Source organism: Nocardia aobensis NBRC 100429 (assembly GCF_000308375.1).
Classification (GTDB): Bacteria; Actinomycetota; Actinomycetes; order Mycobacteriales; family Mycobacteriaceae; genus Nocardia; species Nocardia aobensis.
This window is the reverse complement of sequence record NZ_BAFQ01000089.1, coordinates 1-7659: the sequence shown is the minus strand read 5'-3', so window position 1 is coordinate 7659 and position 7659 is coordinate 1. Positions and strand designations below refer to the sequence as shown.

Below are 7659 nucleotides of genomic sequence, written 5' to 3'. Positions count from 1 at the left end.
TACTTCCGTCCTCCCTCGGCGCATTCCGCCGCGCCGAGTATGGCACAAACGGATTCACCGCGGCCGCTAGCATGAGGCGTTGTGGAGCAGCGATACGTGCGCAGGTCGGGACGGGTGATCCTCGCGGACGCCGACGACCGGATTCTGCTCATCGCCTATCGCGGCACGCTGGATCCGCTGTACTGGATCACCCCCGGCGGTGGGATCGATGCGGCCGAGTCGCCCGCGGAGGCCGCGGCGCGGGAATTGGGCGAGGAGACCGGATTACGGGTCACCGCGGCCGATCTCGGACCGCAGGTGGCGGTGGCGGCCGGACATCTGGAGATTCCCGGCTGGCTGTCGGGCATTTTTCGCGAGGACTATTTCTTCTACCGGCTGCCCACCGCGGGCACCGACCTGGATACGAGTGGGCTGCTGACCTACGAAAGCACCGCCATCGACGAATTCCGCTGGTGGAGTGTCGATGAGCTCGCGAGCACCGATCAGGAGGTCTACCCACTCGGTCTCGCCGGGCTCCTCGCCGATCTGCTGGCGGGTCGGATACCACCCGAACCGGTCACGCTCCCCTGGCGCGTCCGGCCCGGCGAAGCCTCGTGAATCGGCGAAGCCGCTGAAATCGACTGGGCCTCAGGACTTGCGGCCGGTGAATTCGTCCATCGAGTGATAGACACCCACCTTGTTCAGGTAGTAGTCGCGCACCTTCAGCGGCAGCAGACCGGAGATGGCGCGGTTGAGCCGGGAGGTCCACGGCAGCACGACCAGCGCCGCACCGTTCTTCATCTCCCGCCACGCGGTGTCGACGACCTCTTCCTGCTCCAGGATCGGCGTGAACCAGAAACCCTTGGCGCCGTCGAACATTCCGGTGTTGATGTAGGTCGGGCACACCGTGGTGACCTTCACGTGCTCGTTGCCGGACTGCTCGAGTTCCAGGCGCACCGAATCCGACCAGCCCAGCGCCGCCCACTTGGAGGCGGCGTAGACACTCATGCGCGGATTGGCCACCAGCGCCGCCGAGGAGGCGATGTTCAGCACCCGCGCCGGGGTCTTGCGGTTGACCATGGCGGGCAGGAATTCCAGCGCGATGTACATGGGCGCCAGTGAATTGATCGCCATCGTCTTGTCGATGTCGGCGCGGTTCTCGGTTTCCCAGAAGTAGCCGTTGCCACGCACGATTCCGGCGTTGTTGACCAGCACGTCGATATCGCCGACCTCCGATCGCACCGCGGCGCCGGCCTCGATGATCGACTGCTGGTCGGCGACGTCGACCACGTAGTGGTGCACCCGGCTCACCGATCCGGAGGACAGTTCGGCGGCGGTCTGCTTCAGCGCGGTCTCGTTGACATCCCAGAGCACCACGTCGGCGGCCTGTTCGCGCACCGCCCGCTGGGCGAAGGATTTGCCCAGGCCCATCGCCGCGCCGGTGATCAGTACCCGCTTGCCCGCGACCGTATCCATATCCGTTCCCTTTCCCGATGTGCCCGAGCGGGCGAGATCATTTCTGCCGCAACGCCTTCATCACGCCGAAGTAGAGCGTCATGGTCTTCGCCCACAGTGCTTCCGACATGCCCGGCAGCGGCGCGATCGGCAGCGCGCGCTGGACCGCGATGGTCTGGGTGTCGACGTATTTGAGCAGCCCCTCCGGCCCGTGGCGGCGGCCGCTACCGGAGATGCCGAGCCCGCCGGAGGGGGCCGCGACACTGCCCCACGCGGCGATGAAGCCCTCGTTCACATTCACCGATCCGGCGTGGATGCGGGCGGCGATCTCCCGGGCGCGTCCGGTATCGCGGCTCCACACGCTGGCGTTGAGACCGTAGGCGGTGTCGTTGGCCTGCTCGACGGCCTCGTCGTCGCTGTGGACGCGGTAGATCGAGACGACCGGGCCGAAGGTCTCCTCGCGGTAGACGGTCATCCCCGGTCGCACCCCGGCCAGGACGGTCGGCTCGTAGAAGTACGGGCCCAGGTCCGGCCGCGCGCGGCCGCCGGCCAGCACGGTCGCGCCCTTGGCGACGGCGTCCTGGACGTGTTCGGTGACCGTGTCGAGCTGGCGCGGGAAGGTCAGCGAACCCATCTCGTAGGAGTAGTCGAGCGCCGAACCGAGCCGTAAAGCCTTTGTGGCGGAGGTGAATTCGCTGACGAACCGATCGTAGACGCGGTCGTGCACGTAGATGCGCTCGATGGATTCGCACAGTTGCCCGGCCGAGGCGAAACAGGCGCGCACCGCGATCTTGGCGGCCGCGCTCACATCGGCGTCGGCGAGCACCAGCAGCGGATTCTTGCCACCCAGTTCGAGCGAGTAGCCGATCAGCCGCTCCCCCGCCTGCCGGGCGATGGTGCGGCCGGTGGCGCTGGAGCCGGTGTAGTCGACGTAGTCGGCACGCGCGATCACCTCACCGCCGATCACCGAGCCGCGGCCCAGCACCGCCTGCCACAGCCCCGCGGGCAGGCCGGCGCGTTCAGCGGCGTCGATCGCCCACAACGCGGTGAGCGCGGTCTGGTTGTCGGGTCGCGCGACGACCGCGTTGCCGGCCATGAGCGCGGGCAGCGCGTCGGACACGGCCAGGGCCAAGGGGTAGTTCCACGGCGAGATCACCGCGACCACACCCTTGGGCCGGTTGCGGACCTCGATTTTGGTAAGCACCGGCAGCACACCGCGCGGGGTGCGCGAGGCGAGCAGCCGTTCGGCCGCGGCGGCGTAGTAGCGAGCGTTGACCGCCACATCCCCGACCTCGTCGAAGGCGTGCACGCGGGACTTGCCGGCCTCGGTCTGGACGATGTCGAGGATGGTGTCCTGCTCGGCCAGGACCAGGTCGTGGAAGCGGCGCAGCACACCCACGCGTTCGCGCACTGGAACCCGCGCCCACCGCTGCTGAGCGCTGCGGGCGGTCGCGAAGGCGGACTCGATATCGGCGGTGGACGACTGCGGCAGCTCGGCGATCTTGGCGCCGGTGGCCGGGGCGAGGACCGCCACCGAGGCAGCGCCACCCGCGGTGGCGTGCGCGAGCAGGCGGTCCACCAGCTCCTGCGGCAGGGCCGGAGCAGCGGCGAGGTCTGGGGCGGTCGTCATTGTCGGCCCTCTCGGTCGGCAGGCGCCAACAATTTGTTGAACACCAGTGTTAGATTAACACCGATGTTAGATTAATCGGGCGATGCCGGGCCATGTCAAGTCCGCACAACCGATCAGGGAGGTACCACGGATGCCGCAGGACGGGGTGCTCACCACTCACAACGGCGCCGCTCGCCGGGGCCGGCCGCCGCAGACGCCCGCACAGGCCGACGAGGTGCGCTCCCGCATCGTCGCCGCCACCGCCGCGGTGTTCACCGAATCCGGTTCGCGCGGACTGAGTGTCGCGCGCATCATCGAACAGGCCGGGATCTCGCGGCCCACCTTCTACCGCTATTTCGCCAATGCCACGGCCCCGCTCGACGTCGTCCTCACGCAGTCCAACGAGGGCCTGGTGGGCGGTATCCGCCGGGCACTGGAAGAGTCCGAGGAGCCGGTGGCGCTCGGCATCGGCATCATCGACGCCTACCTGGACTGGGCCCGGGGGCACGGGCCGATGCTGCGCCCGGTGTTCGCGGAACTGCACGATCCGGCCTCACCGGTCTCGGCGTACCGAGAGCAGGCCTTCGACGATATCCGCGCGCTGGTGCGGGAGAAGTTCGCCGTGCTGGGCCGGCAGTTGCCCGCACCGCTGGACCTCGACACGGCACTGCAGGTCTGCGCATTCGTGGTGTACCAGGTGTCGCTGGCCACCGCACCGGGAGACGATCCGGATCCCGAGGCGGTCGCCGAGGCCCGGCTGACGATGATCCGCACGGTGCTGGTCACCCTCGGTCGGCGCGAGGATGTCGAACTCGCCCTGACGATTCCGGGCATCTTCCTGCCCGTGCAGGGCTGAATCCCGCGACAACGCCCCGGATCAGCCGCGCAGCCCGCTCGCCCGCAGCACCCGCCGCGAGATCCCGGCCTCCAGCGCCTCTGCTGTACCGATGATGCGGACCCGCTGCCGGGCGCGAGTGATCGCGGTATAGAGCAGCTCACGGGTCAGCAGCGTCGACTCCGGGCCCGGCAGCACGATCGTCACCGCACCGTACTGGCTGCCCTGGCTGCGGTGGATGGTCATCGCGTACACCGTGGTGACGCCCGGGAACTGGGTGGGATGCACCAGATACGGTTCGCTGCCACGCTGCAGCGCCGCGCGCAGGCCACCGTCGCCGGACCGCACGATGACACCGGTGTCGCCGTTGTAGATGCGGGCCTCGTGGTCGTTGGCGGTCACCAGCAGCGGTTGGCCCGGAAACCACTGCCCGGCAGCGGATTCCGTGCCGATCCCGGCCGCGGCGACCCAGCCGCCGGCCATGCGGTCCCACCGTTCGACGCCGAACGGCCCCTGCCGGTGCGCGCACAGCAGGCGATGCGATTCCATCGCCCGCAGCGCCGCCGCGGCGTCCCCGGCCTCGGCGGCAGTGGTGGATTCGCGGGCGGCGCGCACCACGTCGGCACGCACATCGGCGATGTCGTCGGGTTCGTGCAGGGACAGCTCCGCACCGCCGTCGTGCAGCAGTGCGAGCGCCGTCTCGGCGTCGCCGGCGCGCACCGCCACCGCCAGATCGGCGATCCGGCCACCGAACCGGCGGCCGCGGGTCAGGCGAATCATGCCGCCGCGCAATCGGTTTCGTTCCCGTTCACTGAGATCCTCGGCACCGGCCACCGGACCGGAACCGGTGTCGAGGATCCGCTCGAGGATCGGATTCGGCGGCCCGGCCACCGGTCCCGCGACCAGATCGGCGAGGACGGCACCGGCATCGACCGAGGCGAGCTGGTCCGGGTCGCCGACGAGGACCAGCCGGGCGTCCGGGCGCACGGCCGGCAGCAGCCTGCTCATCATGGTCAGCGACACCATGGAGGTTTCGTCGACGACGATGACGTCGTAGGGCAGCCGATTGTGGGCGTGATGGCGGAAGCGGGTGGTGCCGCCGCGCTGCCAGCCCAGCAGCCGGTGCACGGTGGCCGCGGTCAGTTCCGGCAGGTCGAGGTCACCGGCCTGTTCACGCACCGATTCCTGAAGGCGCGCAGCGGCTTTGCCGGTCGGCGCGGCCAGCGCGATACGCAGCGGTGCGGTGTCGGCGACCGCGCGCTGATGCGCGACCAGCAGTGCCAGGATGCGGGCGATGGTGTGGGTCTTACCGGTACCGGGACCACCGGCGACCACCGTGGTCCAGCTGGTGGCGGCGACGGCGGCGGCGATGCGCTGACGGTCCGGGGCGGCGCTGGGCCCGCCCGTGCCGGGGAACAGCCGGTCCAGTTCCCGGCGCACGGTGTCCGGGTCGACGAGCGGATGCCCGTGCGCACGGTCCGCGAGCACCTCGCGGATCGTCTGCTCCTGCCGGTAGTAGCGGTCCAGATACAGCAGCGGCCCGCCCTCGGAGTCGACCAGCCGCAGCGGGCACAGCGGCCCGGCCGGGCTGCCGCACACCAGTGGGCTCGCGCGCAACTGCTCGCACAGGCTGTCGACGTCCGGCCAGGGCAGCAGTGCGGGATCGATCGGTTCCGCATCGCCGAGGTCGAAACCCTCACCGTCGACACCGATTTCGTGCATGCGCCGCAATTCCAGGCATACCGACCCCGACCGCACCGCACGCACCGCGAGCGCGGCGGCCAGCAGCACCTGCTCCCCGGATTCACCGCCGAGCTTGCCCAGCCGCAACGCCACGTGCACATCGGCCGCCGACAGCACGCCTGCGGTGTTGAAGGTTCGCAGCAGGCCGGTAGCGCGCTGCGCCAGAGCAATCGCCGTCATCGGTCCTCCTGGCCGGCCAGCAGATCCGACAGCGCCACGATCAGCCCGGCCGGGGGATCCCAGTCGAAGACCCCGTGGCCGGGTGGGGTGGCGAGGCCGATCATGCCGCGCACGAACAGATAGCGCACCCCGCCGAGGTGGCGAGGCGGATCGTAGTCGGGCATGCGCCACCGCAGATAGCGGTGCAGCGCGGCCGAATACAGCAGCGCCTGCAGCGGATAATGCGAGCGCATCATCTCCTCGGCCATGCGGTCGCGCCGATAGTGCGCCACGGTCAGCTCACCGGCGCCGAGCCGGTTGGTCTTGTAGTCGACGACGAGGAAGCGGGGGCCGTCGGTCCGCAGCACCGCGTCGATACTTCCGGTCAGATATCCGCGCAGCGGAATGTCGTCGAGCAGGTCGAGGACATCGGCGTAGGTGGCGAACGGATCGTCGGACCGCAGATGTTTCCGCAGCAGGGCGCCGATCCGCCGGACCGTCACCCGCTGCGCCACCGGGTCGTCGCCGCCCGCGAGCGGCAGTTCGAATTCCAATTCGTTCAACCGATCCCGCGACCGGATGTCGGCCAGCGCGACCGGATCGCACGGTGTGCGCAGCACCGCGACGAGCGCGCGGGCGAGTTCGCCGGGATCGATATCGGCCATGAGTTGCTCGACGGCCTGTTCGCAGCGCAGCAGGACCTCGGCGGCCAGGTCCGGCGCATCGGTGTCGACCAGCTCGAGCACGCCGTGCACGAGCGTGCCGAATTCGGCGCCGTAGGGCAGGTCGTTCATCAACGACGGTGCCGCACCGGCGAATTCATCCTCCGCTCCGAGGCCGGGACCGAGTTCCGGCGCCGGCGACAACGGCTCGTCGGTGCCGCCTTCGACGGGATCCGTCACCACCAAATCCGTTGCGCCATGGGCTGTTTCGTGCGCCGAGGCGGTGAGCGCCGAGTACGAGGTACGGCGCCAGTCGTGGTCGACGGAGCGGGTGAACCGCGCCGCCTCGAGCGTCCGGTCGCCGGTCTGTCCCCGTTCGGTGCGCAGCTGCGCCTCGACCGCCGCGCGGACGGGCTCGATCTCGATCAGGCCGGGACCGGCGGTCGCGGCCCATTCGCGCAACTGCTGCAACACGATCGGGTCCGCGGGCACCTCGCTGCGGGCCGGCACCTCGGCGCTGCCGGGGTCGCGGCCCAGGATCATCCGGTGCAGCGGCGCGGCGGCCGTACCGTAGGCCGGCGCCCACCAGGCCACCACCTGGCACTGTGCCCGGGTCACCGCGACGTACAGCAGCCGCAGCTCCTCCCCCGCTTCCTCGGCCTCACAGCGACGGCGGTGCTCGGCGTAACCGGGCGCCTCGGGACCGCCGACGTCCAGGACCCGTTCGTCGCCGTCGTGGAACAGCAGCGTCGACGGATTGGGGTTCTTCGCGCCGTCCCACGCGAAAGGCAGATAGACGACGGGGAATTCCAGGCCCTTACTGGCGTGCACGGTGGCGATCTGCACCGCGGCGGCATCGCGGTCGAGGCGGCGGCTGCGTCCCGCGACGGCGCCCGAGGACGGATCACGCACCCGGTCGGCCAGCCAGCGGGTCAGCGCGGTGAGTCCGAGCGATTCCCGCGCGGCGACCTCGTCGAGCAGTTGCGCGATATGCCGCAGATCGGTCAGGCGCCGTTCACCGCCGCTCTGGGCCAGCAGTCGCGGCGCGGGCTGGGCCTGGGCGGACAGCCGGTCGAACACGGCAGCGAAACCGGAGCGCGCGAACAGCCGGGCCGCGTCGCGCAGCTGGGTGCTGAGCCTGCCCACCAGATCCGCGCCACCGGCGTCGATATCGGCCGCGGACAGTCCGAGCAGCGGGGTGGTCGCCGCCAGCCGGA

6 protein-coding genes are annotated in these 7659 nt (G+C 70.2%); 2 read left to right on the top strand and 4 right to left on the bottom strand.

The window, feature by feature from the left end; genetic code table 11:
• The first annotated feature begins 81 nt into the window (after window positions 1-81).
• Window positions 82-597, top strand: coding sequence for an NUDIX domain-containing protein (locus RJ03_RS11340; RefSeq protein WP_036501087.1), 516 nt, complete (start codon window positions 82-84; stop codon window positions 595-597).
• 30 nt (window positions 598-627) lie between these two features.
• Here RJ03_RS11340 and RJ03_RS11335 read toward each other — a convergent pair whose 3' ends face one another.
• Together RJ03_RS11335 and RJ03_RS11330 are read right to left on the bottom strand one after the other, a co-directional pair.
• Window positions 628-1455 (bottom strand): SDR family NAD(P)-dependent oxidoreductase, encoded by an 828-nt coding sequence (locus RJ03_RS11335; protein ID WP_036501086.1) that lies wholly within the window; start codon window positions 1453-1455, stop codon window positions 628-630.
• Between the two features lie 37 nt (window positions 1456-1492).
• Entirely contained in the window at window positions 1493-3064 is a 1572-nt protein-coding gene (locus RJ03_RS11330; RefSeq protein ID WP_036501085.1) for a succinic semialdehyde dehydrogenase, read from the bottom strand.
• Between the two features lie 130 nt (window positions 3065-3194).
• Here RJ03_RS11330 and RJ03_RS11325 point away from each other — a divergent pair, with 130 nt between their 5' ends.
• On the top strand, window positions 3195-3899 hold the full coding sequence (locus RJ03_RS11325) for a TetR/AcrR family transcriptional regulator (protein WP_051024566.1): 705 nt from the start codon (window positions 3195-3197) through the stop codon (window positions 3897-3899).
• 21 nt (window positions 3900-3920) lie between these two features.
• Here the strand turns inward: RJ03_RS11325 and recD are convergent, their stop codons facing one another.
• Together recD and RJ03_RS11315 are read right to left on the bottom strand one after the other, a co-directional pair.
• Entirely contained in the window at window positions 3921-5801 is a 1881-nt protein-coding gene (recD, locus tag RJ03_RS11320; protein WP_036501083.1) for an exodeoxyribonuclease V subunit alpha, read from the bottom strand.
• A partial coding sequence (locus RJ03_RS11315) for a 3'-5' exonuclease (RefSeq protein WP_036501082.1) occupies window positions 5798-7659 on the bottom strand: 1862 nt, incomplete at its 5' end. The genes RJ03_RS11315 and recD, both read right to left, overlap by 4 nt.